19 protein-coding genes are annotated in these 25548 nt (G+C 70.8%); 12 read left to right on the top strand and 7 right to left on the bottom strand.

Going from position 1 to position 25548, the window contains the following annotated elements:
• Positions 1-5: 5 nt before the first annotated feature.
• The 3 genes from H504_RS0105300 to fxsA all read right to left on the bottom strand — a co-directional run bounded on the left by H504_RS0105300 (position 6) and on the right by fxsA (position 4974).
• Positions 6-950 (bottom strand): hypothetical protein, encoded by a 945-nt coding sequence (locus H504_RS0105300; protein ID WP_026421925.1) that lies wholly within the window; start codon positions 948-950, stop codon positions 6-8.
• Positions 928-4554 (bottom strand): FxSxx-COOH system tetratricopeptide repeat protein, encoded by a 3627-nt coding sequence (gene fxsT / locus H504_RS0105295; RefSeq protein ID WP_157440227.1) that lies wholly within the window; start codon positions 4552-4554, stop codon positions 928-930. The genes H504_RS0105300 and fxsT overlap by 23 nt, the downstream gene beginning before the upstream one ends.
• 177 nt (positions 4555-4731) lie before the next feature.
• Complete coding sequence (gene fxsA / locus H504_RS0105290) at positions 4732-4974, bottom strand: FxSxx-COOH cyclophane-containing RiPP peptide (protein WP_026421923.1); 243 nt, start codon at positions 4972-4974, stop codon at positions 4732-4734.
• A 203-nt stretch (positions 4975-5177) separates the two neighbouring features.
• Between fxsA and H504_RS0105285 the strand changes: the two genes are divergently transcribed.
• Positions 5178-6284, top strand: a complete 1107-nt coding sequence (locus H504_RS0105285; protein ID WP_026421922.1) for an FxsB family cyclophane-forming radical SAM/SPASM peptide maturase — start codon at positions 5178-5180, stop codon at positions 6282-6284.
• Positions 6281-7456, top strand: coding sequence for an aKG-HExxH-type peptide beta-hydroxylase (locus H504_RS39455; RefSeq protein WP_084467389.1), 1176 nt, complete (start codon positions 6281-6283; stop codon positions 7454-7456). Before H504_RS0105285 ends, H504_RS39455 begins: the two co-directional genes overlap by 4 nt.
• Here H504_RS39455 and H504_RS33395 read toward each other — a convergent pair.
• The 4 genes from H504_RS33395 to H504_RS33390 all read right to left on the bottom strand — a co-directional run bounded on the left by H504_RS33395 (position 7453) and on the right by H504_RS33390 (position 11112).
• Positions 7453-8592, bottom strand: a complete 1140-nt coding sequence (locus H504_RS33395) for a cation:proton antiporter domain-containing protein (protein WP_051385509.1) — start codon at positions 8590-8592, stop codon at positions 7453-7455. The two genes, H504_RS39455 and H504_RS33395, sit on opposite strands and share 4 nt — an antisense overlap.
• 77 nt (positions 8593-8669) lie before the next feature.
• Positions 8670-9215: a hypothetical protein gene (locus H504_RS0105265; RefSeq protein ID WP_157440226.1), complete on the bottom strand. Its 546-nt coding sequence runs from the start codon at positions 9213-9215 to the stop codon at positions 8670-8672.
• Between the two features lie 713 nt (positions 9216-9928).
• Positions 9929-10636 carry a DsbA family oxidoreductase gene (locus tag H504_RS0105260; RefSeq protein WP_026421919.1) on the bottom strand — a complete coding sequence of 236 codons (708 nt, stop codon included), beginning with the start codon at positions 10634-10636 and terminating at the stop codon, positions 9929-9931.
• Complete coding sequence (locus H504_RS33390; RefSeq protein WP_035303321.1) at positions 10633-11112, bottom strand: MarR family winged helix-turn-helix transcriptional regulator; 480 nt, start codon at positions 11110-11112, stop codon at positions 10633-10635. The genes H504_RS0105260 and H504_RS33390 overlap by 4 nt, the downstream gene beginning before the upstream one ends.
• Positions 11113-11220: 108 nt before the next feature.
• On the opposite strand from H504_RS33390, the gene H504_RS0105250 reads away from it, so the two are divergent.
• The 10 genes from H504_RS0105250 (at position 11221) to H504_RS38395 (ending at position 25478) form a co-directional block, all read left to right on the top strand.
• Positions 11221-11553 carry a rhodanese-like domain-containing protein gene (locus H504_RS0105250; RefSeq protein ID WP_026421918.1) on the top strand — a complete coding sequence of 111 codons (333 nt, stop codon included), beginning with the start codon at positions 11221-11223 and terminating at the stop codon, positions 11551-11553.
• Positions 11554-11575: 22 nt separating this feature from the next.
• Complete coding sequence (locus H504_RS0105245; protein WP_051385508.1) at positions 11576-12163, top strand: YceI family protein; 588 nt, start codon at positions 11576-11578, stop codon at positions 12161-12163.
• Positions 12164-12904: 741 nt separating this feature from the next.
• Positions 12905-14107: an aminotransferase class I/II-fold pyridoxal phosphate-dependent enzyme gene (locus H504_RS0105240; protein ID WP_245614078.1), complete on the top strand. Its 1203-nt coding sequence runs from the start codon at positions 12905-12907 to the stop codon at positions 14105-14107.
• Positions 14104-14643 carry a DUF6190 family protein gene (locus tag H504_RS0105235; protein WP_245614077.1) on the top strand — a complete coding sequence of 180 codons (540 nt, stop codon included), beginning with the start codon at positions 14104-14106 and terminating at the stop codon, positions 14641-14643. Before H504_RS0105240 ends, H504_RS0105235 begins: the two co-directional genes overlap by 4 nt.
• A gap of 4 nt (positions 14644-14647) precedes the next feature.
• On the top strand, positions 14648-15436 hold the full coding sequence (locus H504_RS0105230) for a dihydrodipicolinate synthase family protein (RefSeq protein WP_026421914.1): 789 nt from the start codon (positions 14648-14650) through the stop codon (positions 15434-15436).
• 17 nt (positions 15437-15453) lie between these two features.
• Positions 15454-16263, top strand: coding sequence for an iron-containing redox enzyme family protein (locus H504_RS33385; RefSeq protein ID WP_211239261.1), 810 nt, complete (start codon positions 15454-15456; stop codon positions 16261-16263).
• Positions 16260-16601, top strand: coding sequence for a Rieske (2Fe-2S) protein (locus tag H504_RS0105220; RefSeq protein WP_051385507.1), 342 nt, complete (start codon positions 16260-16262; stop codon positions 16599-16601). The genes H504_RS33385 and H504_RS0105220 overlap by 4 nt, the downstream gene beginning before the upstream one ends.
• On the top strand, positions 16598-17617 hold the full coding sequence (locus H504_RS33380) for a methyltransferase domain-containing protein (protein ID WP_051385506.1): 1020 nt from the start codon (positions 16598-16600) through the stop codon (positions 17615-17617). Before H504_RS0105220 ends, H504_RS33380 begins: the two co-directional genes overlap by 4 nt.
• The gene (locus H504_RS0105210) at positions 17614-21342 is read left to right on the top strand and encodes a multicopper oxidase domain-containing protein (protein ID WP_026421912.1); all 3729 of its coding nucleotides are present in this window, start codon (positions 17614-17616) and stop codon (positions 21340-21342) included. The genes H504_RS33380 and H504_RS0105210 overlap by 4 nt, the downstream gene beginning before the upstream one ends.
• Before the next feature lie 401 nt (positions 21343-21743).
• On the top strand, positions 21744-25478 hold the full coding sequence (locus H504_RS38395) for a response regulator (protein WP_245614076.1): 3735 nt from the start codon (positions 21744-21746) through the stop codon (positions 25476-25478).
• Positions 25479-25548: the final 70 nt, after the last annotated feature.

The following is a 25548-nucleotide window of genomic DNA, read 5'->3' as shown; positions in this document are numbered from 1 at the left end:
CGGCGCTACGCCACCGCGCTCAGGTGGTCCGCCAGATCCGTCATCTGGTGGTCCGCCCGGCCGACCCGGGTCTGGTCCAGCGTCACCCCCACCAGGTACCGCTGCCGGGGCAACCGCCGGTAGTACACTGCTCCGGACTGCACATCCAGCACGATCCGCCGCAACCGGCCCCCCAGCGCGCCCGAGGTGGCCTGGTTCAACTGGCTCGCCAACCCCGCGAGTTCCTGTCCCAGTCCCGAGTACAGTGGCCGCCGTTCGGCTGGGGTGGCGAGTTCGTGGAACGAGGCCAGTCCGGGGGAGTCGAAGCAGTCCACATCGGCCAGTTTCTCGCCGCGGGCGAAGAAGGCCAAGGCGTGCAAGCCATCCAGTCGGATCGAGGTGCTGAGGCTGTCCACAAGGGACGAGTCACCGGATGCTCGCAGCACTTCGCCGGAGCCTGCCTCGGCGACAGGCGGGCCGGAATCGGCGAACGAGCCGTGGTTTTGGGAGGGGAGTTTTTCCGCTGAGCGCAGGTGTTCGACCACGGACGCGATGGCGGCGTCGGCGGCTTCGCGGTCGTCGACCGAGACCGCCGACACCGCGCCGATGACGTGCATGCCGGGCCGAACGGTCTCGCAGAAGACCGCCCCGCCCTCGGCGTCCACCACTGTCCTGATGAGACGGCCGGTGCGCATGGGCTGCAGGCCGCGGTCCAGGTCGCGCCAGGCCACCGCCAACTGGACGCCGAGCCGGCGCAGGGAGTCCCAGCGGTCGGTGCCGGGGGCGGCGGTCGGGTCGGCCACCAAGCGGTTGAGGCCGTAGACGAAGTCGTCGTGCTCGAAGAAGCCGACGCAGTCCAGGCTGGGGGCGGCGGTGACCGCGGCGTGCAGGTGGGTGGCCAGGTCCGGGGGCAGCTCGACCTGGTCGTCGGCGGTCTCGGGGCGCCAGTCAGATCTGGGGGATGTCGACATCGATCACCTTCCAGGTCTCGGTGCCCGCGTTCGACGCGGCTACCAGGGTGTACGGGTGGTCCAGGTCGAGGTATTCCTCGCAGGCGGCCAGCGCGTCGGCGGCCAGGGAATGCGCCGGGTCGATGGCGGCCAGGTCGACGGTGGCGGCCAGGGTCCAGGGGTGCACCTCGCCGAGGCGGGCCAACAGGATCGCGTGCGCGGCGCGGACCTCGGTCAACCCCTCGTCGACCGATCCGCGCGCGGCGAGCGTGAGCCCAAGGCCGAGCCGGGCGAGTCCGATGAACGGGTGCTCGCGGTGCAGGCAGATGGCGTCCAGCAGACCGGTCAGCGCCCCACGCGCCAGCTTCTCGGTCTCGGCGGGCTCCCACCCGTAAACCCGCTGGGTGGCGGCCAACGAGAGCATGCACGCGAACCGGTCGGGGTGGGAGTCGCGGCGTGACGTCGTCAGGTGCCGCAGCCCGTTGGTGATGTCGGCGCGGGCGGACCTCGGGTCGCGGCCGCGCTTGACGATCCCCAGGTGCCACTCCATCCCGCCGACCAACTGCAGGTCGCCGCGGTGGGCGTGCCGCGCCTGCCGCGCGGCCTCCTCCAGGTACCCCTCGGCGGACGCCAACCCGAGCTGACCGGCGTAGATCCCCGCCTTGCCCAACGCCCACACCGTGTCACGGTGGTAGTCGCCGTACAGCCGCGCCAGCCGCTCCAGGTGGGACCGCTGGGTCCGCAACGCGGAGCGCGCGTCGCCGGAGAGGTACTGCGAGACCGCGAGGTTGTTGGTGGCCCACTGGGTTTCCGGGTGGTCCGGGCCGAGGACGTCGTTGTGGTGCTGCCAGGTCAGCGTGTCCTGCACCAGCGCCTCGGCGAACCGACCAAGGCCGCGCAGGTTGCCGCCCCGGTCGCGCGCGGTCGCCAGGGTCCGCGGGTCGGCGACCCCGTGCACGCGTTTCTGGACCCGCAGCACGTCCTCGTCCATGGCCAGCGCGCCCTCGCGGTCGCCGAGCTCACGGCGCAGGTTGGCCAGTTGTGTGCCCAGCCGCAGCCGCAGTTCGTCGGCCGGGCCGAACCGGTCGGTCCACGAGTCGAACACGTCCTGACCGGAGGCCAGGGCCGCGCGCCGGACCCCGACCCCGCCGCTGGTGAAGTAGAACCTGGCCTGCGCCACCAGCCAGCGCCGCACCCCGGGGTCGTCGCTGCCCATCGCGCCGGACGCGGCGATGTGCGTGCCCAGTTCCAGGAACCGCTCGCGACCCGATGGGGTGACCTCGTACGGGGCATACGCGGCGAGCGCGCGCAGCACCGCCGCCTGCCGGGCCAACCGGCTCGCCGGGTCGATCAGCTCCCCGATGGTGGACCGCAGCACGTCGCCGACCCGGACCCGGGACCGACCCCAGTCGACCTCGAACAGCCCGTACCGCTCACCCAGCCACAGCGCCTGGTCGACCAGCGGCGGGTACACCAGCAGCTCGTCGCCGCCCTCACCGACCAGCTCGGCGCGCCACCCCGGCGACCGCACCAGCTCCAGCGCGGCACCCAGCGGCGAGAGGAACGCGCCGAACTCGGCGATCAACGCCGCCACCGCGCCCAGCCGCCGCTCGTCCGCGCCCGCCCGCACGGTGGCCAGGGTCAGCCGGGCCATCCGGTGGATGCCGCTCTGCCCGGTCGGGTCCGCGCGCAGCCGGGCCAGCAGGTCCCGGGCGGCGACCTCGGCGGCCTCGTAGATGTCCGGGTATGTGCCGTCAACGCCGCTGGTCAGCACCCGCACCCGCTCGGTCAACCAGCAGGCGGCCAGGTTCAGCGCCAGCGGCCAGCGACCCAGCTCGGCGGCGATCTCCTCGGCGGTGGACCGGCTCAGACCCGCCACCCCGGCGCACACCAACTCGGCGCTGTGCTTGACACCCAGGCCCGCGACCGCCAGGACGGTGCCCCCGAAGTCCGGTCCGACCGTGTCGGTCGTGACGATGACGTCACCGCGCCCGCCCTTGGGCAGCAGGTCGGCGACCGCCGCGATGTCCGGGGCGCCGTCGTAGACCAGCAGGAACCGCAGCTCGGGCGTGGTGGCGAGCTTGTCGAGCGCGGCCTTGCTGCCGTACTGCTCGGGTTCCGCGCGCAGCTTCCCGGCCAACTCCGCGAGCTGCACCAAGATGGCCTGGTCTTCATGCGAGGGCAGCCAGTACACGACGTCGTACGCGAACGCGTACTTGTGCGCGTAGGCCAACGCCAACTCGGACTTGCCCGCTCCATGCTGACCCGTCAACGCCACCGTGTTCACCCCCGCGGTCGGGGTAAACGCGTCGCGGAGCTTGTCGAGCTCGGATTCACGGTGGCGGAAACGGGTGCTCAGAGCCGGTAGCCCGAACACCGGCGATGGCAGTCCCGGCACCCTCGGCGCGAACTCCGTGGGCAGCGGGGGCGTCGGGTAGCCCAAACGGGAGAACAAGCGCTCCCGGGTGTCCTCCACCCGTTCCCGCACGGTCTTGAGCATCGAGTCGCTGATACGGCCACCGGGCACCGTGATCGGGTGCAGCGTGACGTCCGCGCGGCCGTCCGGCTCCGCGTCCCGCTCGGCGATCCGCACCAGCGGCAGCCCATCGGTGTTGTCGCCCGGCGCCCTTACCGCCACGTTCACCTCGGCCAACTGCGCCGCCACCCAGTCCGCCCACGGCCGCAGCGGGCGCTCGGCGGCCACCACGACCCGCTGCTCGTCCACGTCGATCCCGGCCACCCGCCGGTACCGCCCGCGCGCCCGCTCGTCCACCCGCCGCGGCTGCACCCCCCGGTCCGCGTCGACCAGCGTCGCCAGCCGCACGTACTGCGTCCACAACCGGTCCGAACCCGCCTCCTCGGCGACCACGGACAGCAGCGGCGCCGCGGTCAGGTAACTGGGCTCGGGCAGCTCGACGAACGGGTCGGCCAGCCGGGCCCGCTGCGGCAGCACCGGCCCGATCGCCTGCCGGATGGCGGTGCGCAGCGCGTTGACCCGGTGCTCCGCGTCGTCCAACCGGAACCGGGTCGCCGCCACCACGACGTCCACCCGCAGCGGCGCGCTCCGGCGCACCCCCTCCACGGTGTCCACGGCCGCGCCCAGCGTCGGGATCACCGGCTCGAAGCACACCACCACCGTGTCGCCCAGCACGCTCGCGGCCCGCAGCACCCCGCTGTCCCGCCGCGACGGCAACGACACGAGCACGTCGTCGTACCCGGAGTCGATCAACGCGGCCCGCAGGTCGCCCAGGGCGTGCTCGTCCAGCGCGGCGTACCGCAGGTGCGGCAGGCCGTCGGCGACCGAGAGCACGTCGACCGACCCGGGCAGGCTGGGGACCACGTGCCCGGCCAGCTCCCGGTGGTCGCGCAGCCGCCCACCCGCGCCGCCGGTCAGCCCCTGCGCGGCCGCCCACACCCGGTCCGGGCAGGCCCGCGTGCCGGTGTGGAAGACGCGCAGGTAGTCGCGCACCGACGTCAGCTCGGCCGACCAGTCCAGCACCAGCACCCGGCGGCCCGCCCCGGCCAGCACACCGCACAGGTTCGCCGCCGCGTCGACCCGGCCCGCGTTGTCCACAACGGACACGAAAACGGTCACGACGGCCTGTCCGCTCGTCGGCCGACTCATCGCGCTCCTATCCGCACCCCTGCGTGGTCTTTACCGACCCGCGACAGCCCTACCTGGTCATCCGAGTTGCCCGACCGTACCGCTCGCGTGCGCGGCACCGCACTGGAACCAGCACCAGCGGCGGTACCACCGAGGATCACCGCGCCCGGCACCCGTCGGCCGCCACCGGGGTGAACTTCACTCGAACGGCCGCACCGGTCTGGCCTGCACCGGCTCCGACTGCCCGGACAGCGAGCTCTGGTGCGCCTGGTAGCGGTCCGGCACGGCGGCGAGCTGGCCGAGCACCCTGGCCAGCGAGTCGCGCAGCACGCAGTCCGGCAGCGCGGCCAGCCGGTCGAAATCGATATCGGAAACGTCCAGCAGCCGCGAACGCACCAGCCCCGATTCGGTGATCGGCGGCGCCGACCCGGTGCCCTCCATCGCGCCCCCTTCGAACCCGCTCGCCCGCCCGGCCGGCCGCTTCCCGGAACGACTTACCGGACCCTATCGGTCCCGCGACCGGCGGAGCCCCTTCTTCGGCGGACGCGTAAGGCGAAGATACACCGATCAGCGGACACACCACATCGCCATACCCGTGTTACATGGAACGCGAAACGACAAACGGTCCAGCGCGGGGGAGGGACATGCGGTCAGCGCCGCCGTTCCGCCAGTTCGTGGTGAAGGTGCACGGTCGCTGCGACCTGGCCTGCGACTACTGCTACGTCTACGAGATGGCCGACCGGCGGTGGCGCTCGCGGCCTGCGCTGATGTCCGAGCGGACCGCGGCGGACCTGGTCGCGCGCATCGCCGAACACGTGGTGGCGCACGGGATCGAGCGGGTCGAGGTGGTGCTGCACGGCGGTGAGCCGCTGCTGGCCGGACCGGCCAGGATCGAGGCGCTGGTGCGCGCCGCCCGCGCCGTGGTGCCCGCCGCGGTCGGATTCACCGTGCAGACCAATGGCGTGCGGTTGGACGAACGATTCCTTCGCTTGTTCGCCGAGCTGAATGTCCGGGTGGGCGTGAGCCTCGACGGGACAAAAGCTGGACACGATAGACATCGGAAACGGCACAACGGCGCCGGTAGTCACGACGCGGTCGCGGCGGCGGTGCGAAAACTGGCCGGGCCGGATTTCCGGCACATCTTCGCCGGGCTGCTCTGCGTGGTCGACCTGGCCGCCGACCCGCTGGCCACGTATCGCGAATTGCTCCGGTTCGGGCCGCCGGAGGTCGACTTCCTGCTGCCGCACGGCACCTGGTCGCAGCCCCCGCCGGGCCGCCGCCCGGATTCGTCCACGCCCTACGCGGATTGGTTGATACCGGTGTTCGACGAGTGGTACGGCTCCGGCGCGCCGACCACGTCGGTCCGCCAGTTCAGCGAGATGGTCACGCTGTGGCTCGGTGGGGCCTCTGGGGTTGAGGGGCTGGGGCCGCTCACGTCGCCGCCGGTGGTGGTGGGCACGGACGGCGCCATCGAGTTGTCGGACATCGTGGCGGCTGTTGATCCTTCGGCCGTGGACACCGGGCTCAACGTCGCTACTGACCCGTTTGACGCGGTAGTGCTACCGGAGCAGGTGCTGTCGCCGTTGTGTGTGGCTTGCCCGGTGCTAGAGGCTTGTGGAGGTGGGCATCCCGCGCACCGCTACCGTGCGGGGCAAGGGTTTGCGCACCCCTCGGTGTACTGCGCCGATCTGTACCGGTTGACCAGTCATGTACGGGCGCGGCTCGCCCACGACCTCGCGGCACTGCGATGACCGTCGCGCAGCACACCATGTCGCTCGACCTGTTCGACGCTCTCGCCACCGGCGGCGGTGGGGCCGAAGCCGCGCGGTTACTCGTGTCAGCACGGAGAAGCCGAACGGTCGCCTTCATCCGGTTGCTCGCTGCGGCTGACCCGGACGCGTCAGAGCCCTACTCGGTTTTGGGTGAGCTGCGGCAGCACCACCCTGTCGCGGTCAACCGTGTGTTGGACGATCCGATGGTGGGCCTGTGGGTGACTGCGGCCCTCTTACGCCATGAACGCGGAGAACCTGTTGGTGGGGCGGGGCTCGCGCACGTGGCGGCCGCCGCGGCTGTTCGTGCTGATGTCGCTGTCGACCTGAAGTTCCCGGGGCTCGTCTCATCGGTCTTACCGACGTTGGGCACCTTGGTCGGGCCGGTCCGAGGGCGGGTGCGTACGGATCACCTTTTCTGGCAGCCGTTCCCGATGCTCGCCCCAGCCCCAGGACTGCGCTGGACGTTCGGTGGTTGGCCTGCCGGACTGCTGCCCGACGGACTCGGCCTGGCGCGTTTCGTGGACACAGCAGCGTGGGCCGAACGAGTAGCCCAGGCGTGGGAGCTGCTGACGACAGATCACCCTGTCCTGGCTGAAGAACTCGCCGTGATGGTCAGCGCTCTTACCCCGCTGGCGCCGTCTGACGTGGGGGAGACAAGCGCGACCGTTGGAGACGCGCTCGGGTGCGTGTTCCTGTCTCTTGGCACCGACGCCGAATCTATGGCCGTCACGCTCGCGCACGAACTGCACCACGCCAAGCTGACCGTCCTGATGGACCTCTTCCCCTTGTTCGACACCGACGACGACACGCGCTACTACGCGCCCTGGCGCACCGACCCCCGCCCCATCGCAGGACTCCTGCACGGCGCTTACGCGCATCTGGCCATCGCCTCGTTCTGGCGTGACCGCCGTCGAGTCGCCGTCAGCCCCCGCGCGCACCGCGAGTTCGCCCGTTGGCGCGCGGCGACCTGGCTCGCCACCCAAACCCTCCTCGACAGCGACGCTCTTACCCCACTCGGCAGCCGTTTCGTCGACGCCATCGGCGACCGCGTGCTGGGCTGGCTCGCCGAACCCGTCCCGGCCGACGAACAACGCGTCGCCCGGCGGTTGTTGGCCGAGCACCACCGCACCTGGCTGAGCCGCTGGACCTAAGCGGCTCGGTCGATCGCCTGGTCGGTCAGGGTGATGACGATGGTGGGAGGCGGGGCGCTCATCCGGTCCAGGATGGGCCTGCTCAGGGTGAACAGCAGGTTCGTCATGACGATCGCGGGGGCGACGACGGCCACGGTGCCGGGGAAGCTGGTTTCCAGCAGCAGGGCCAGCACGATCGCGGTCAGCCCGTTCTGCTGGCTCAACGCCAGGCACCAGCGGTCGTAGCGGGGCATTCGGGCGGCGATCAACGAGCCGACGAGCATCTGCGCCGCGTACGCTGCGACACCGAGGACAACGCCTTTGAGCAGCAATCCCACCGTTTCGGGGCCGACCGATCCGGCCAACACGACACCGAGCGCGACACCGGCGAGCAGCAGCGCCCCGGTGACCGCCTTGTCCACCGTCCAGTCCGCCTTCGGGTGACCCGCGAACGGCCGCACGAACAAGCCCGCGATCGCGACCCCCAGCATCAGGCCCCGCGCGACGGCGACGACGACGAAGGCCGCGACGACGAGCGCCGAGAGCACTGTCACCACCCGGTTGAGCCGGGGGCGGGCGTAGCGCACGTACAGCAACCACAGCACTGCGGCCGCCACCACGAAGACCGCGTTGCCGAGCAGGCTCGCGCCGAAGCCCGCCAGACCGGCCGACAGCAAGCCCGGTGTGCCAAGGGTGAACGCGGACAGGTACACGGTCAACAAGACCGTGACCGGGTCGTCGAACGCCGCCCACGCGGACAGGATCGTTTTCGCCCGGTCCGACATCCGCCGGTTCATCGTCGCCGTCACCGACAGCGGATCGATCTGGGCGACCGCGACCCCGAGCACCAGGCTCACCGGCCGCTGGTCAACCGCGTACATCACCCCGGCGATCAGCGCGGTCTTGGCCAACACGCCCACCGTCACCGCGGTCACGACGACGCCGATGTTGCCGCGCAGTTCGGACAGCGCTATCCCGCGCGTGCTCCCGTAGAGCCCGACGGCGAGCAACGCCAAGACGAAAACGTGATACCCGGGAGCGCTGTGCACACCCGGTACCCGAGCCACCTCGGCGAGGAACCAACACGTGACCGCGATCGCGAGAACCGCCAGCGGCAGTCGACTACCACCCGTGCTCGGCACCGTCGCCTGAGACATCGCGTCCCCCTGAAGTGGGTACCCAGACCGCCAGGGTACCGCGTACCGGCCGGTCCGGACCCCCTGTCCACTGTGGACTATGGTTCGAGCAGCCGTTTGCGCTGGACAGCCGCGATCTCGTCCAACCCGATCGCGGTGCCGTCCCGGTCCCGCCGCGCCCACACCTCGTGCAACAACCGCCGCAGCACCCCCACCGTTAACCCGATCGGGGCATACACCCGCTCGATCCCGGCCACCGCCGCGTCCGCCACCCGCACCCCGCGGCTCGCCACGTACCGCCCCACCTCGCCCGGCTCCAACGCCCGCACCCGCAACGTCACCGCCGCCCCGCCGTCCAGGTGCGCGGACTCGGCGAACACCACCACCCGCTCCCGCACCGCCCCCACGTACCACGCCAACTCCGCGGGCAACTCGATCGGCGGCAACAGCACCACCAACAGCCGGTCCTCCGGCCACCCCACCTCGATCTCGTCGAACACCCCCCGCGGCTCGGCTGGCCGCACCCCCGTCAGCTCGGCCAACCGCACACAAACCGCGTCAATCCGCTCCCGCACCGCCAACGGGAGCGCCAACCCGCTGAGATCGACCACCACCGTGTCGTGACCGCCCCGCAACCACTCCACACACCACCCCACCACCGCCGACTTCCCACCCCCCGCGGGCCCCACCACCAACACGACCCGCCCCACCGGGTCAACCCCCCGAAACCGCGCGACCGCCGCCCCGAATCCCCCCACGTCAACCAGCGGCCCACCCCCCGCAAACGGGCTGTCCGCCATCGCGCCACCCAATATCCACTCGTCGACCGCCCGATCCAATACCAGGACCCGCACTCGATCAAGGCTCCGCCCGGCCCACCCCTTGCTCCCCCGATGGCTTCCCCGCTGCCCCCGCCACCCCACCTCGCCTCGTGCCCCAGTTCGTCCCGCCTGGCCAACGCGGTGACCGGCGGTCACACCCCTTGACACGCAAGCCGTCTCGGCCCAAGCAGGAGCTCGCCCACCCGGGTTCATTTCTGAGCCTGTCGAGTTCGACGGCTTGTCAAGAGCCTCACGGTTCTGCTGTGAACAACCACGAACGCGACCTGCTGAGACATGCCTGCGAACCGGCTGCCGGGCGTGCGGCCCACTGAGATGGGTTTGAGAAGGCGGCGGCCTGCCGAGGCGCACCGCTGAACACCAGCAGCGGAGACATGCCACTGAACGCACGTTGCTTGAGTCCTGCTCGCGAAACGCGGTCGGGCAACCCGACACGAATGCGGGCGCACCATCAACCTCGGCGGCCTGTCACGGGGTGCGCGGAAATCCCGTGGACGGACGAGTCCACTGTGGATGACTCAACCAGGCAGCAACCCCGCCGCGTGCTTCAGGAGGCGTTCGTAGATCCCGGGATCGTCAGAGTCGATCACCGGGAAGCCAGATCCGAACTCCCCGTTCGCCCAGTGCGCCGTAACGCCCGGATTCGCCTCATTCGTCCCGTCGTACAGGAACACGTGGGGGCTGCAGTTGACCCGTCCCTCCGACGCCACCGCGAACTGGGTCATCACGTGTCGGCGGGCGCGGCCGTCGTCGAGGGCTGTGGCGAGGGCGGGGACGTCGACCACACCCGTCTCGGCGGCGACGTCCAGGATGACGTGGCGCATGGAGATTGTGCGGCCCGCGGACCAGAAGGCGACGCGGAGGGCGAGGTCGAGGGCTTCGCTCGCGGCCCAGCTCTGGGCTTTGGCGGCTTGGACGGCTTCCAGGGCGGGCAGCGTGGTCACGGGGTACGTCCAGTCCGGGCCCTGCCACATCCGCCAGCCCGCCTCGGGCTCGATGCCGCCGAGGACGGCGATCTCCGAGTCGACGCCGGTGCGGGCGTTGACCGACCGGTTGAACAGTTCCAGCGGGAACGCCCGGTGGTCGAACCACAGCCTGCCGTCCAGGCCGAGTTCGCGGCGGGCCTTGTGCAGGCGGTACACGCCCAGGTGGGCGAACGAGCAGTTGAGGTCGCTGAACACGACGACCGTGTCCGGGGTCGTGGGGAGCCTGGGGTCGGTGGTCATGGCTTCTCCTTGGCCGGGTCGCAGGCCGCGTGGGCGGTGGCGACTTTGAGCAGGGCGGTGGCGCAGACCTGTTTCTCTTCCTCGGTGAGCCAGTGCGCGAAGTGCTTCTCGATGCCGCCGAGGTACACGGGGACAGTCTTGCGGAACGCGGTCCTGCCCTCGTCGGTGAGCACCGCCCACACGACGCGGCGGTCGGCGGTGTCGGTCTCCTTGCGCACGAGGCCCGCGGCGGCCATCTCGTCGACCAGGCGGCTGACCCGGGTGCGGCTGAGCACGACCCGGTCGGCCAGGTCGCGCATGCGCAGGCCGGGTGCCTCGGCGGCCTGCAGTTCGAGCAGCACGTCGTACCAGGTGAGCGGGACGGTGCCCGCCCGGTCGAGTTCGGTCTCGATGGCGCGCAGGGCCGCGTTGTAGGCCAGCAGCACCGAGCGCCACGCCTCGATGCCGAGTTGGTCGGTGCGCAGGGGGAGTCGCATGCCGCCCAGTGTAGGCGATTGCGTGCGTCCGCACATATCTGTTAAAGTGCGTGCGGACGCACATTCAAGACCGCCGAGAGACGGACACGAGAGACAGGGGGCCGGGCCATGGCTCGCGTCATCAGCACGGACGAGGTCAAGCAGAAGATCGACGCCGGTTCCGCGGTCGTCCTGGAGGCGTTGCCGCCGTCGTACTACGACGAGGCGCACCTGCCCGGCGCGCTCAACCTGCCGCTGGACGAGGTCGACGACCGCGCGGGCGGCCTCATCCCGAGCAAGGACGCCGAGGTGATCGTCTACTGCTCGAACGAGGCCTGCTCCAACTCCGGCATCGCCGCCGACCGGCTCATCGAGCTGGGCTACACCAACGTCTTCAAGTACGCCGCGGGCAAGCAGGACTGGGTCGGCGCGGGCCTGCCCACCGAGTCCGCGGCCAAGTGACCACCGATCGGGGAGAACTGCGATGACCAACACCGAGTCCAAGAACAGCTCCGCCCGGGTCCTCGGCGGCGTCGAACTGCCGGTCGCGGGGACCTGGAAGGTCGACCCGGGCCACGCCGAGGTCGGCTTCGTCGGCAGGCACTTCATGATCACCAAGGTGCGCGGCCGGTTCACCGGGGTGGACGGCGTGGTCACCGTCGCCGAGCAGCCGGAGGAGAGCAGTGTCGAGGTGACCATCGACATGACCACCGTCAGCAGCGGCGACAAGACCCGCGACGACCACCTGCGCTCGGACGACTTCTTCGACGTCGCCAACCACCCCACCGCCACCTTCACGTCGACGTCGGTCTCCTGGATCGGCGCGGGCGGTGTGCTGGAGGGTGACCTCACCATCAAGGGCGTGTCCCGGTCGGTGTCGCTCAAGGTCGAGCACCTCGGCGTGGTGGCCGACCCGTGGGGCAACAACCGCGCGGTGTTCTCCGCCAAGGGCCGGATCAACCGCGAGGACTGGGGCCTGACCTGGAACATGGCGCTGGAGGCAGGCGGCATCCTGGTGTCCAAGGAGATCGACTTGGAGCTGGAGGTCGAGCTCGTCCACGAGACCGCCTGACCCGTCCCGATCGGACGTGGTCGGGCCTGCCCGGTCGCTTGGGCAGTCCGGGGCGCCCCGCCCACCGGTGGGGCGCCCTGCCCGTGCGGTCACCGGCCGACCCGCGGTCGTGGGGGTCGCGGGTCGTTGTCGGTGGCCGGACCGGGAACGTGACGGGCGGCGCCCTGATCGGTACGGCAATTCGCCGGTTTGGGTTGTTCGGTATCGGGAGGAGGTGCGCGTCGGATCATTTCCGGAAAGCGATGGGTGATCGACGATGCGTGATTACCGCACCGTTGCGGCCTTACCCAGAGTCAGTTGGTGGCCTCCTTATCGAGTGAATTCCGGACAGTCGGGTTGCCCGTTCCGGTCGCTTGTGGCAGGGTCGGGTCCGTCGGTTTCGATTCGATTAATTGGGGGTCTCCGGTTCGATATCCCGCGAACGGGTCACGGCCACCGGTGGGGTGGGCGCGCTCGCGGGTGCCGGTCGGGGGCGGGTAACGCAGTCAGTTCCAACATCGCGGGACGCCGCAGGCCGGGCGCAGGGTCCGGTCGCGGGTGGACGAGGCGTGGTGCGGTGGGGGCCGAGGGGGTTTTGCGACACCGCTGGTGCGGGTGCGGTCGCGGGGGAATCGCGCCGCGCGGCCGATGAACGCGGTCGCGTGGTTTCACGCGAGCCCGTCGACCGTGGTTTTCCGCGCACCGGTGAATCGTCGTCGCGCCTTCGCGGTCAGCACCGGCCACCGGGGGAGGAATAATCGCGTGAACACCGTGCAGACCGCGCCGGGAGTGTTCGGCACCGAGTTGGTCGACCTGACCCAGCACGAGATCCAGGCGCTCAAGACCGAGTTCAATCTCGCCGACGCGCACACCCACCAGCGCCAGTCGCCGAGCCAGCGGGCGATCGTGGCCCGGCTGCCGCAGTTGTGGTACGAGGCGGAGGACGGCAAGCAGGCCGACTACGAGAACCGCTTCATCGAGGCGTTCTTCCGGCTGCACGGCCAGCCCACCGCCCCACCGCTGCGGCGGACGCTGCTCTCCTACGCCGCGTCGATCTCCACCCTGGTCGCCGCCATGTACCTCAAGCGCCGCCGGATGTCGGTGTCGCTGGTGGAACCCTGCTTCGACAACCTGCACGACGTGCTCAGCAACGTCGGCGTGCCGCTCTACCCGTTCGCCGAGTCCCTGCTGGACGACCCGGCCACGCTGTACGACAACCTCGCCGCCACCGTCCGCACCGACGCGTTGTTCCTGGTGGACCCGAACAACCCCACCGGCGCCACGCTGCTGCGGCACGGGCGGCGCGGCTTCGAGGAGGTGGTCCGGTTCTGCCGCGACCACGACAAACTGCTGCTGGTCGACTTCTGCTTCGCCGCGTTCACCCTCTTCGACGACAGCCTGGACCGGTTCGACGTCTACGCGCTGCTGGAGGAGTCCGGGGTGTCCTACGTCGCCCTGGAGGACACCGGCAAGACCTGGCCGGTGCAGGACGCCAAGGCCGCGCTGCTGACCTGCAGCCGGGACATCTGGCCGGAGCTGTACAACATCCACACCAGCGTGCTGCTGAACGTGTCGCCGTTCGTGCTGAACATGCTCACCGAGTACATCGAGGACTCGGCCGCCGACCGGATGACGTCGGTGCGGTCCGTGCTGGACACGAACCGGTCCGCCGCGGTCCGCGCGCTGGCCGGGTCGCCGCTGGTCTACCAGGAACCCGTGGCGAAGGTGAGCGTGGCGTGGTTCCGGGTGTGCCCGCCGCTGTTCTCGGCCACCCGGTTGCAGGGACTGCTCGCGGCGGACGAGCTGTACCTGTTGCCCGGCCGTTACTTCCACTGGAGCGAGCCGAGCCGCGGTGAGGAGTACGTGCGGTTGGCGCTGGCCCGCGACCCGCGGATGTTCGCCGAGGCGATGACCCGGCTGCGCGCACTGCTCGACACCCAGGTCACCGGCTGGGCCGCGCCGTGACGACCGGGACCGCTGGGACCGCCAGGGCCGCTGGGATACCCGAGCAGGGCATCCGGGTCACCGAGTTCGTCGACGCGACCCTGTTCATGGGCATGCACAGCACCGACGAGCGCGTCCGCCGGTCCTGCAAGGCGTTCTTCGTGTGCAGGCTGGCCACCGGTGTGACGATGAGCCTGGAACAGGTGGGGCTCTGCGACGACATCGTGTGGTCGCACCCGCGGGAAGTCCAGGACGGCTACTACCCGTTCATGGACAACCTGCACACCGACATGGCCGTGAACCGGGTGGGTTACACGGTCGACGACGTCTCCCGGGCCCTGCTGCTCACGGACCTGCCGCTGACCGAGCGGCTGACCGTCAGCCAGGCCATCGGTCGCGGCGGCACCCTGTTCTCCGTCGACCAGCGGTACCCGACCGGGGCCGGGCTGCCGGTGCGCGGACCGGACCCGGTCGGCGCCGAACCGGAGTTCCCGGCGGGACTGGAGGCGCTCTACCAGGCGTCGCTGGTGCTGCGGGTCGACGTCGGGGGGTGGTGAGCCGATGCGGTCGGGCGTGCTCGTCCCGCTGGTCACGCCGGTCACCGCGGCCGGTCACGTGTCCGAGGCGGACGTGGCGAGGCTGGTCGGCGCGGTCGGCGGGTACGTCGTCGCGCTGGTTCCCGGGCTGAGCACCGGCGAGGGCTGGGCCCTCGACGACGAGCGGTGGGCCGCGATGGTCCGCCACTCGGTCACCCACGCGGGTGGGCTCCCGGTCCTCGCCGGTGTCCAGTGCCGGACCAGCGCGGAGATCGCCACCCGAGCGCGCGCGGCGGTCGACCTCGGGGTCTCCGGGGTCGTCTCGCCGACACCGACCGGGCCGGACGTGTCGCAGGAGGAGATGTTCCGGCACTACGCGGACCTGGTCGCCGCGGTGCCCGTGCCCGTCGTCGTCTACCACGAGTCGGCGGTGTCGCGGAACCTGCTCGACCGGGAGACCTTGCTGCGGGTGTGCGAGCTGGACGGGGTCGTCGCCGTGAAGGACTCCGGCGGCGACCCGGCGGCCACCAACGCCCTCCTCGAAGCGCGACCGGATGTGGTGGTGTGGCAGGGGTATGAGGACCTGGTCGTCCACACGCCGGGCGTGGACGGCTACGTCTTCGCACTGGCCAATGTGGAGCCGGAACTGTGCTCCCGGTACTACGCCGGGGACGCCGGACCAGCCGAACTGGACGAAGCGTGCACCCGCTACCGGCTCGCCGAGCCCGACTGGTACCGCCACGTGAAAACCGACCTGTGCCGCCGTGGCGTCATCTCGACCCCGGCGACCGTGAACCCCTGCGGGGAACGATGACCACCACTCTCTTGTCCTTGCGAAACTTGTTCCTGGACAACAGAAGCGTCCCCGACGCCGAGCGCTACGCCCGGATCGAGGCCGCCGAGGCCGGGTGGATCGTCCCGCTGGTCGCGGAACTCGAAGCGGCGGCCCCGGTCCTGGCCACCCGCGCCGACTGGCTTGCCGAGCTGAAGTCGTTGCTGGACAGTGAGAAGGGCGGGGCGCCGAGCAGCCGGTTCATCGCCGAGGAGGCCACGCTGGCCGAGTTCACCACCGTGGTCCTGGAGTTCGCGCCGGACGGGTTGACCGAGGCGCAGAACTTCTTCCCCGCCGTCGCCCGGCTGCCGATCCGCGCGCAGATGGCCGTGATGCGGGTGATGATCGACGAGTTCGGCTGCGGCAACATCGCCCAGGCGCACTCCCAGCTCTACCGCGACCTGCTGGCCGAGTTGGGCCTGCCGACCGAGTTGCCCGACGTCCTGGCCGACACGAACGACGAGACCTTCGCGTTCCTGAACTCCTTCTACTGGATGGCTTCCCGCGCGGTGGACGTCGAGTACTTCCTGGGCGCGTTGGCCTACCTCGAAGCCGCCATCCCGGATGCGTTCGCCTTCCAGGCCCGCGCCTGCGAACGCCTCGGCCTGGCGCACGGCCGGTACTACACCGAACACATCCACATCGACGACTTCCACATGAAGGAGATGCAGACCGCCATCAAGGAGTACGAGGCGGTGCACGGCATCAACCCGACGAAGTTGGTGGTGGGTGCCAGGTTGCTGTCGTCGTTGCTGGGTTCGGCGGTCGACGCGGCCGTGGCGAAGGCGGTCGCCCGGAGCGGGCGATGACCAGCGCGGACGCGTGGCACAAGGCCGTCACCGCAGCGGCGGAGTTGGTGACCGACGAGCCGGTCGAGCCGGTCATCCGGCAGGTGTCGGACGACGAGGTCGCGATCACGGTGGGGGACCGCGAGTTCCGCATCCCGGCCGAGTGTCCACACCGGAAGGGCCGACTGGTGCACGCGCACCTCAACGCGCGCACGCTGCGGGTCACCTGCCCGCTGCACCGGTCGGCGTTCGACCTGGCCACGGGGTGCCGGGTCGCGGGTCCGGTGACCGGGGATCTCCCGGTCACCGAGTCTCGATCAGAACAGGTTCGACCAGAAGGGGGAGACACCCGACGATGAGCCAGACATACTCCGCCGAGGAGGTGTGGCTGCCCGCGTCCGAGCTGATCACGGCCTGGGACGACGGGTTCCACGAGCTGCTGCTCGGCGACCGGATCCGGATGGCCGCCTACGCCGAGGCGATTCGCGAGGTGGTCCGGCCCGGCAGCACCGTGCTGGACCTGGGCACCGGCACCGGAATCCTGGCCAGGTGGGCGCTGGAGGCGGGCGCCGACCGGGTCTACGGGCTCGACTTCGCCGAACCGGTCCTGGCGCGGGCCGCGCGCGAGCTGGCCGGGTTCGGCGACCGGTTCATCCCCGTCGCGGGCCTGTCGTTCGACGTCACGCTGCCGGAACGGGTCGACGTGATCGTGTCGGAGACGCTGGGCAACCTGGTCGACAACGAGGGCTGCGTCGCCATCCTGACCGACGCCCGCCGCCGCTTCCTCGCCGACGGCGGCACCATGCTCCCGGTCGACGCCCAGTGCTACCTGACCCCGGTCTCGGCCGCCGTCGCGCACAGCAATGTCCTCAATGGACGTGTACACGGTGCCGAGTCCATAGCCGACGATGACGGCGGTCTGCTGGTTCGCGACCCGTTCTCGCTCTACTACGACGCCATCATCCCGATCGCCGCCCACCTGGCGTCCCCGCGCGTCGCCACCACACACGTCTTCGGTGCCGACCCCAGCCCCGCGACCTCGGTGTCCCTTCCGCACACCATCCGCCGCGACGGGGTTTTCACCGGCTTCAAGGGGTACTTCGTGTCCACGCTCGCACCCTCGGTCGCTCTCGACCTCTCCGGCGACGACATCGCGGCTGGTTCCACATCGGACAGTTGGAAGCACGCCTACCTGCCGATCCGCGAGCCCATCCCGGTCCGGCAGGGCGACCGCGTCACCCTCGACTTCAGTTGGTCGCCCCGGGGTAGCCTCGGCAACGACTACCGTTGGCGCGGCCGGGTTCTCCGCTCCGGCTCGGTGATCGCCACCTACGACCACGGCACGGTCGCCGACCTCGTGGGCGGTGCCGCATGACCCAGGTCCGCGAATACGAGGTCGTCGCCCTGCAGGTTCCCATCGCCTACAACGGTTTCGGTGACCACGACAAGCGCGGCGCGTTGTTCGTGCTCGCCGAGGACGCGCCGGTTCTGCGTGAGGTCGCCGCGACGTGGCCGGACCCGTTTCCCAGCTACCTGACCGACCCCGATGCCGTGCCCAAGCCGCACCCCCTCGCGGTCCCGCTGGTCCTCCGCGTCCGGCGGGGCGAGCGGCTGAAGGTCCGGCTGCGCAACGAACTCCCACGCCCGGTGGGCATGACCATGCAGGGCGTTCGCTACGACGCCCGAGTCCAAGATGGACTGGCGGCGGGTGCGAACCCGGACACCTCGGTCGCCCCGGGAACCAGCAGGCTCTACGAGTGGGTGTGCGAACACGAAGGCGTCTTCCACTTCGGTGACATGGCCGACGTCCGCGGTGAGGGCGCGCAGAGTCACGGTCTCAACGGCGCCCTGGTGGTCGAACCCGAGGACGCGACCTGGACCGACCCGCGCACCGGCCGCCCACTCCCCGCCGGGATCTCCGCCGACGTGCACACCCCGGGGCGCAGCTTCCGGGAACACGTGATCGTCATGATGGAATACCCCAGCAACGACAACCCGGTCACACCGCCGTCCGGCCACGAACACGGCCACGAGCACGGTGACATGCCGATGCTGGTGGCCGCCGCCACCGGCGGGCAACCCAAGCTGTACGGGCAAACCACGTACGCCAGGCCCACGGGTGAGCGACCGGACGACATCCGCGACCTGGAACCGGTCAGCAACGCGATGCTGCCGGTCAACCTCCGCATCGAACCGCTGAGCTGGCGGCAGTACCTGTACGCGCAGATGCTGCGGCAGAAGAAGCTCGACCCGGTTCGCGACGCCCAGACCGGCGAGGAACTGCACCACAGCTCCTGGATGTTCGGCGACCCGTGCACCCCGGTGTTCTTCGGCTACCGCGGTGACGACGTGGTGATCCGGTTGGTGCACGGCGGAATGCGCGACACGCACGTCTTCCACACCCACCTGCACCAGTGGCACGCCGACCCGGCCGACCCCCGGTCGCCGATCATCGACTCGGTGAGCCTCGGGCCGCAGCAGGGCCTCACCCTCGACCTGATCGGCGGCGCCGGGTCCAGCCAGCACGCGGTCGGCGACGCGGTGTGGCACTGCCACCTGTACCCGCACTTCCACATGGGTATGTGGGGCCTGCTGCGCGCGTTCGACGTCCTGCAGGACGGTTCCGGCCGGTACCCGGACGGCAGCACGATCGAGCCGCTGATCCCGTTGCCCGGCAAGCAACCCCCGCTGCCCAGCGCCGAACGCCCCGGCTGGCCCGCGTTCATGCGCGAGGCCGCGGCGTACCCGCAGAAGTCGCCCCGGCCGCCGCGCACGTCCGGTATGCCCGCGGGGATGGGCCGCGAGCCGACCCCGTTGGAGCGGGCCGCTTTCGTGCCGAACGCCCGGCCCGGTGAGGCGTTCACCAAGATCGGCCCGGACGACGCGCCGGTCCGCCGGTACGACCTGGTCGTCACCACCGGCACGCTGGTCCAGACCGGCGACCCGCACGACCACGACAAGCCGATGTGGCACGACCACAACGGACACTTCTACGCGTCGCAAGAGGACGTTCGCGCGGCCGGTGGGCTCGCCGAGTTCCGCCGCCAGGTCAACGCGGGCGAGCGGCGGGTCGAACCGCTGGTGATCCGGGGTCGCCAGGGTGAGGTCCTGGAGCTGGCGCTGACCAACGGCCTGCCGACCGGGGAGCAGAAGGGCAACGAGTTCGACCCGGTGCTGCCCTTCCAGCCCGAGTGCGGCCTGCACTCCCACCTGGTCAAGTACGACCCCCTGGTGTCCGACGGCGCCTGCATCGGCTGGAACTACCTGTCCGCCACCACCACCGACGACCTGCACGACGAGCACGCCGCCGAATACCACACCTGGATCTACCGCTGGTATGTCGACCAGGACTTCGGCACCGTCCTGTTCCACGACCACGTGCTGCCCAACTACCGGCAACGACACGGCCTCTACGGCGTGCTGGTCGCCGAACCCGAGGGTGCCACCTGGGTCGACCCGGCCGATCACGGTGTCGAACTGCGGTCGGGCAGCCAGGCCGTCGTCCGACTGCCCGACGGGACCGCCTTCCGCGAACTCGTCCTGGCCGTCGCCGACTTCGTCCCGGCGTTCGAACACAGCCCGGAACACGAGGAACACGAGGAACACGGCAGCGGCGCGATCAACCCGCCCGCCGTCCCGGGCAGCATGGACGAACACGGCGTCATGACGGTCAACTACCGCAACGAACCCCTGGTCCTGCGCGGCGGCGACCCGGCCGACTGGTTCTCCTCCGCCGTCCACGGCGACCCGGGAACCCCTGTCCTGCGCGGTTACCCGGGCGAACCCATCCGCCTCCGCCTGGTCGACGGGGCGTTCGACAAGCAACACAGCTTCGTCGCGCACGGCCTGCGTTGGCGCGAATGGCGCGACCGCACCGACACCCCGTGGCGCTCGCAGCAAACCATCGGCATCTCCAACGCCGCCGATTTGCACGTCGAACCCGCCGCGGGCGCGGGCGACCACCTCTGGACCTTCGCCGCGGGCGACGACGTGTGGCTCGGCTGCTGGGGCCTGATTCGCTTGCACGACTCGGAACAGCCCGACCTGCCCGCGTTGCCGCGTACGGAAGTTTCGTTGCCCGTGCACGCCCGAACCCGTCGGTACACCGTTCGAGTCCGGTCGCGAGTCCTGGAATACAGCCCGGAGCGATTCGACCCGTACGGCCTTGTGTATGAAGTGGACGGTATGTCCTTCGACGGCCCCTTGGTTTTGCGCGCCAAGGCTGGTGAATGGGTCTCGGTGACGTTGGTCAACGAACTCGACGGCCCGCCACCCGCCAGCGAGTTCGACCCCGTCCTGCTCGCCGTCGACGACCCCGCCTCACGCATCGTGTCCGGCCGGGTGTCGCTCCACCCCATCGGCCTGCGCTACGACGTCCTGACCTCGGACGGGTCCCGCATCGGCAACAACCCCGACAGCACGGTAAAACCCGGCGGCTCCCACACATACCTCTGGCACGCCGACACCCCCGGCGTCATCCCCCTCCGCGACTACGCCGACCCCATCACGCATATGCGCCGGGGCCTGGCCGGAGCCCTGGTGGTCGAGGACACCGACGCCATCCCGTTCGACCCGCACGACCGCCACGAATCCTGGACCGGTGCCTCCGCGTTGATCCGCCGCCCGCACAAACCGAAAACGGTCGAACAGGTCCTGATAATCCAAGACGGTCTCCGCCTCTACCACGACGGCGACCTGACCCAGCCGGTGCGGGATTTGGTGTCCGAAGCCAAGGACGACCTCGGCCAGAAGGCGTACAACTACCGGTCAGCCCATCTGCACCCGGTCAACCCTTCCCTGGCCGATCCCGAACCGCCGACCCCGGTGATCCGGGCAGAGGTGGGGGACGAGGTGGTGCTCCACCTGGTGATCGCGGGCTCCCGAATCCGCAACCAGGGCTTCACCGTCCACGGCCAGGTGTGGGACGCCTCCGAACGCGGCCGAGGCCCCTTCGTCTCCACGTTGGCCGCCCTCGCCAGCGGCACGGCCCGCACCGTCCGCTTCACGGTCCGCCACCCCGGCGACTACGTGTACCGGACCCCGAACCTGCACTGGGGCGTCAGCGAGGGCTGGTGGGGCCTGATCCGCGTCAAGGACTGACCACCTTTCGTCGAGTTGTCCACACCCATCCCACCGCTCCCCAACCGGCACTTTCACCCTGCCTCCGCCTCAATCCTCCGCACTAGGCTGGAATCGGGGGCTGCTGCGAACGGCCCGGTGATCGACATGTCGTCACCGTGGCCGTTGATCGTGGCAGGGGCGCGAGCCCGGGAGACCGGACCGACGGTCGGGGGAGCGGTCACCTGGTCGGGTGGAGTCCCGGTCATCTCGCGTTCGGGGGCGGTGGGGCGTGGTGGAGTGGGGGTGGCGGCTGTGGCGGTGACACGGTCACCTGGGTGACACGCGCTTCCGGCACCGTGGAGTGAATGGTTTCACTCGGTCAGGTAGTGCCCCCGCTGGTCGAGGATCGGTGGGGCGGGCCGGGGGCGCACTCTCGGGTGGTGACTGCCTCCTCACCGATCAAGCGGGTGCGCGGGGTGCAGTGGGCCTGGGTCCTGCTGCATGCGCTCGCGGCCGTGCTGTGCCTGTTGCCGTCGGTTGGGCAGGTGCCGCTCGTGGTGGGGGTGGCGGCGGTGGACGCGGCCGTGCTGCTGGTTCGGCGGCTGCCGGTGTCGTGGTTGTTGTTGGTGGCCGCGCAGGTGGCGGGGGTGCTGGGCTGGGCGGTGGACGTCCGGCTGCTGGTGATGGGGGGTGTGCTGGCGCTCGCGGCCGTGGTGACCTTGACGGCGCGGCGGTTGAAGATCGTGCCGGTGCTCGACGCGTGTGTCGTGGCGGTGGCGGTCGGGGTGTTGATGTGGGCGTTGCCCGGCCACGGGACCGTGGTGTCGCTCTGGGTGTGGGTGCCCGCGTTCGCCGGGATGGCGGCCGGGTTCGTGCACACCGGGTGGCGCGGGGCGGCGTGGTTGTTGGCGTGGGCGGCGGCCTGGTTGGGGTACGCGGCCGCCCTGCGCACGTCGGGGGACACGCCGGTGTTCGCGGTGATGGCCGGTGGGCTGCTGGTCGCCGGGCGGCTGTCCGCGCAGCGGCGGGCATTGCTGAGGCGACCGAAGTGGGCGGCGCAGGTCGTCCTCACCGTGTGCGTGTTGATGTTGCCGGTGCTCCTGCTGCTCCGCGCCGCGCACGCCACCGGGCGGGACATCGTGGTGATCGCGGCGGGGTCGCTCGTCGTCACCGCGCTGCTGCTGCTCCGGCTCGTGGTGACGCACCGGGAGACCAGGGTCGACCCGCGGCAGTTGGCGGAGCTGCGCAGGCGGATGGCCCGGTTGTGCGCGTTGTTCGTGCTGCTCGCGCTGCTCCCGGTCGTGCTGCTCGCGTACCTGTCGATCAGCGTCGCGTCCCGGATGGCGTCCGACGAGGTGGACCGGCGGCTCACGCACAGCGCCGACGCCGTCGCCACCGAACTGGCCGACCGGCTCAACGGCATCGGGTCCCTGGTCAACGCCTACGCCCAGCGGCCGTCGTTGCGGACGTCCGCGCTGACCGCGTCCGACCCGGCCGTGCTCGACGTGGTGCGTTCGCTGCAAGAACAGCGGCAACCGTTCCTCGCCGCCTGGATCCTCGACGTGCGCGGCCACCTGGTCACCATCGCCCCGGCGGGCACCGTGGTGCACGGCCGCGACTTCGCCGACCGCGACTACTTCCAGGGCGCCCTGCGCAAGGGCGGCCCGTACGTGTCGAACGCTTTCGAGGCCGCGCTGCCCGGCAACCCGGAGGTCGTGTCGGTCGCCGCCCCGGTGACCACCCCGGACGGCACGCTGCTCGGCGTGCTCGCGGTCAGCGCCCCGGTCGGGCCGCTCACCGACATGGTCGACCGGGTGGCGGGCGCCCAGGACGTCGCCCTCGTCGTGGCCGACGCGCAGGGCACGATCGTGTCCCGCAACACCGCGATGCCGCGGCTGGAGTCCGGGCTGGACATCACCGGTGTCGGGCTCGCGCTCAACGGCGACTCCGGCACCGTCAGCACCAACGAGAGCGGCACCGACTACCAGACCACCTACCGGGCCGTGCCCGCCCTCGGCTGGGCCGTGGTCGCCCGGGTCGACAAGGTGCAGGCGTACGCGGGCGCGGCGGTGCTCACCGGTCGGATCGTCGCGATCACCACGCTCATCGTCCAGGTGCTGCTGGCCGCCATGGTGCTCGCCGCCCGGATCGAACGCGGCAGGCGGCTGGCCGAGGCCAGGCTGGCCGCCCGGGGCGAGCAGGTGCGGGAGATCCTGCACGCCGCGGGCGACGCGTTCATCTCGATGCGACCCGACGGCCGGGTGTCCTCCTGGAACGCCCGCGCCGAGGCGATCTTCGGCTGGACCGCGATCGAGGCGCTGCACGTGCCGCTCGCCGAGCTGGTCATCCCGGCGGAGCTCCGCACACCGCACGTCGACGGCATCCGGCGGGTCGTCTCGGGCGGTGAACCGCACCTGCTCGGCCGCACCAGCGAGGTCCTCGCGCTGCGCAAGGACGGGTCCACCTTCCCCGCCGAGATGACTATGTGGCGGTCCGGCAGCGGCGCGGAGCTGGTGTTCAGCGCGTTCGTCCGGGACATCACCGACCGCAAGGAGTGGGAGCTGGAACTGGCCGCCGCCCGCGACCAGGCGCTGACCGCGTCGAAGATGAAGTCCGCGTTCGTGGCGAACATGAGCCACGAGATCCGCACCCCGATGAACGGCGTCCTCGGCCTGGCCACCCTGCTGCTCGACACGGACCTCGACCCCCGCCAGCGCGACTACGTGGCCACCCTGCGCCGCTCGGCCGACGCGCTGCTCGAGGTCATCAGCGACATCCTGGACTTCTCCAAGATGGAGGCGGGCAAGCTGGAGATCGACCCGGTCGACTTCGACCCGCGCGCCCTGGTCGAGGACGTGGTCAGCCTGCTCGCCCCGACCGCGCGCAAACCCGGCCTGGAGATCGCCGCCGTCGTCCACCCGGCCGTGCCGCCCGCCTTCCACGGCGACGCGCACCGGATCCGGCAGGTGCTGATCAACCTGGTGTCCAACGCGATCAAGTTCACCCCGTCCGGCGAGGTCGTGCTCTGGGTCAGCGCCGACGGCGACCAGGTGACCTTCACCGTGACCGACACCGGCATCGGCGTCCCGGCCGACCGGCAGGCCCACCTGTTCGACGCGTTCACCCAGGTCGACGCGTCCACCACCCGCCAGTACGGCGGCACCGGCCTCGGCCTGGCGATCTGCAGGCAACTGGTGGAGCTGATGCACGGCAGCATCGGCCTGCGCAGCAACCCGGACGAGGGCAGCGCCTTCTACTTCACCCTGCCGCTGCCCGCCGCCAAGTCGCCGCTGCCGCCGAGCCGCCCGTCCGGCGCGATCGAGGGCGCGTCGGTGCTGGTGGTCGACGACAACGCCACCAACCTGCAGGTCGTGTCGCAGTTCCTGGAGACCTGGGGCGCCCGCTGCGCCACCGCCGCGTCCGGCACCGAGGCCATCGCCGTGCTGCGCGCCGCCGCCGAGGCGGGCGAGCCGTTCGACGTCGCCCTGCTCGACATGCGCATGCCCGACCTGGACGGGGCCCAACTGGTCGCCCGCATCCAGGCCGACCCGTCCACCGGCGCCCCCAACCTGGGCATCCTGTCGTCCACCAACGACGCCGAGGAGGCCCGCCGCGTCCGCCGCCTCGGCATCGAGGTCTACCTGTCCAAACCCATCCGCGCCGCCGCCCTCCGCGACGGCCTCGCCCGGCTGCTGGTCGAGGACGAGACCGCGGCCGTCCCCGTGCAGGAACGCACCGCCCCCACCCCGGAACCCGACGACCGCCCCACCGCTGGCCGCGTCCTGGTCGCCGAGGACAACGACATCAACCAGCAGGTCGTCGTGCACATGCTCAGCACCCTCGGCTACAGCGCGGACATCGCCGAAAACGGCGAACAGGCCGTGTCGATGCTCCGCTCCCGCGACTACGACGTGGTGCTGATGGACTGCCAGATGCCGGTCCTGGACGGCTACCAGGCCACCACCCGCATCCGCCAGCTCCCCGCGCCGCGCAACCAGATCCCGGTCATCGCCCTGACGGCATCGGCGCTGGCCTCCGACGAGAAGCGGTGTCGAGACGTCGGCATGGACGACTTCCTGACCAAACCGCTGCGGCGCGACCAGTTGGAGGCCGTCCTGCGCCGCAACGCGATGCCGAGCGCACCCCGACCCCGCCGGGAAAGCGACCAGCTCTAGCCTGCGAAGCCTGCCAGCGTTCCCTGTCACATCGACGACGGCGACGTGGGGGTGTAGGCAGAGAGCCTGG

The sequence above is a fragment of the Actinokineospora inagensis DSM 44258 genome (assembly GCF_000482865.1).
GTDB lineage: Bacteria > Actinomycetota > Actinomycetes > Mycobacteriales > Pseudonocardiaceae > Actinokineospora > Actinokineospora inagensis.
Note: the sequence above shows the minus strand (reverse complement) of the source record. Positions and strands in the feature narration are given on the sequence as shown.

Excerpts from the sequence above, each read along its gene's own strand:
- fxsA (WP_026421923.1), bottom strand. The coding sequence starts at position 4,974 with ATGGAGGGCACCGGGTCGGCGCCGCCGATCACCGAATCGGGGCTGGTG.
- H504_RS0105245 (WP_051385508.1), top strand. The coding sequence starts at position 11,576 with ATGACCAACACCGAGTCCAAGAACAGCTCCGCCCGGGTCCTCGGCGGC.
- fxsT (WP_157440227.1), bottom strand. The coding sequence starts at position 4,554 with ATGAGTCGGCCGACGAGCGGACAGGCCGTCGTGACCGTTTTCGTGTCC.
- H504_RS0105250 (WP_026421918.1), top strand. The coding sequence starts at position 11,221 with ATGGCTCGCGTCATCAGCACGGACGAGGTCAAGCAGAAGATCGACGCC.
- H504_RS0105220 (WP_051385507.1), top strand. The coding sequence starts at position 16,260 with ATGACCAGCGCGGACGCGTGGCACAAGGCCGTCACCGCAGCGGCGGAG.
- H504_RS0105285 (WP_026421922.1), top strand. The coding sequence starts at position 5,178 with ATGCGGTCAGCGCCGCCGTTCCGCCAGTTCGTGGTGAAGGTGCACGGT.
- H504_RS33395 (WP_051385509.1), bottom strand. The coding sequence starts at position 8,592 with ATGTCTCAGGCGACGGTGCCGAGCACGGGTGGTAGTCGACTGCCGCTG.
- H504_RS39455 (WP_084467389.1), top strand. The coding sequence starts at position 6,281 with ATGACCGTCGCGCAGCACACCATGTCGCTCGACCTGTTCGACGCTCTC.
- H504_RS0105210 (WP_026421912.1), top strand. The coding sequence starts at position 17,614 with ATGACCCAGGTCCGCGAATACGAGGTCGTCGCCCTGCAGGTTCCCATC.
- H504_RS0105230 (WP_026421914.1), top strand. The coding sequence starts at position 14,648 with ATGCGGTCGGGCGTGCTCGTCCCGCTGGTCACGCCGGTCACCGCGGCC.
- H504_RS33390 (WP_035303321.1), bottom strand. The coding sequence starts at position 11,112 with ATGCGACTCCCCCTGCGCACCGACCAACTCGGCATCGAGGCGTGGCGC.
- H504_RS0105300 (WP_026421925.1), bottom strand. The coding sequence starts at position 950 with ATGTCGACATCCCCCAGATCTGACTGGCGCCCCGAGACCGCCGACGAC.
- H504_RS0105260 (WP_026421919.1), bottom strand. The coding sequence starts at position 10,636 with ATGACCACCGACCCCAGGCTCCCCACGACCCCGGACACGGTCGTCGTG.
- H504_RS33380 (WP_051385506.1), top strand. The coding sequence starts at position 16,598 with ATGAGCCAGACATACTCCGCCGAGGAGGTGTGGCTGCCCGCGTCCGAG.